This is a genomic window from Mitsuaria sp. TWR114 (assembly GCF_007997345.1).
The window spans coordinates 1-923 of record NZ_VOSR01000791.1 but is presented as its reverse complement, the minus strand read 5'-3'; the positions used below and the strand labels follow the sequence as shown (position 1 = coordinate 923).

1 protein-coding gene is annotated in these 923 nt (G+C 70.7%); it reads right to left on the bottom strand.

What is annotated here, in order from left to right; all coding sequences use genetic code 11:
• A partial coding sequence (locus FUT87_RS24220; RefSeq protein ID WP_186830733.1) for a UvrB/UvrC motif-containing protein occupies window positions 1-923 on the bottom strand: 923 nt, incomplete at both ends.

Genomic DNA, 923 nt, shown 5'->3' with positions numbered 1-923 from the left:
TGGCCCTTGCCGCCGTCGACCAGGACCAGGTCCGGCAGACGACCGGTGCCATTCTGTGCGGCCTCGGCCATCTTGCTGTAACGGCGTGTCAGCACCTGCCGCATCGCCGCGTAGTCGTCACCGCCGGTGATGCCCTCGATGTTGAAGCGCCGGTACTGGCTGCTCTGCATCTGGTGGCCCTCGAAGACGACGCAGGACGCCTGCGTCGCCTCGCCGGCGGTGTGGCTGATGTCGAAGCACTCGATGCGGAACTTGTCGAGCTCGGTGACGCTGAGGTCCAGCGCGTCCACGAGCGCGCGCGTGCGCGCCTGCTGGGAGCCCTCCTCCGACAGCAGCCGCGCCAGCGCGATCTCGGCGCCCTTGACGCACATCTCCTGCCAGATGCGGCGCTGGCCGCGCGGCTGCGCCTGCGTGGTGACACGGTAGCCGGCCTGCGCGCTCAGCGCCTCGGCCAGCGCCGGATCGACCGGCTCCGACAGCACCAGCAGCGAGGGCACGGCCATCTCGAGGTAGTGCTGGGCGATGAAGGCCTCCAGGACTTGGCGCTCCGGGCTCGGCGCCGCGGGGCGCGTGACCGCGGCACCAGCGGCGCCCTCGCCCGCCGCCGAAACGTCCAGCTCCGGCAGATCGTCGTCGTCGAGCAGCTGAACCGCCGTCGCGTCGTCGACGTGTTTCGGGAAGTAGGCCCGGTCGCCCAGATGCCGACCGCCGCGCACCATCGCCAGGTTCACGCAGGCGCGTCCGCCCTGCAGCTTCACCGCCAGGATGTCGACGTCGCGATCGCGGCCGGTGGCGCTGTTCTCGTCGACGGCCTGCTGCTGCAGCACCTTCGACAAGGCGGTGATCTGGTTGCGGATGCCGGCGGCCTGCTCGTACTCGAAGCGCTCGGCGTGGCTCATCATCTGCGCCTGCAGCGCGTCCAG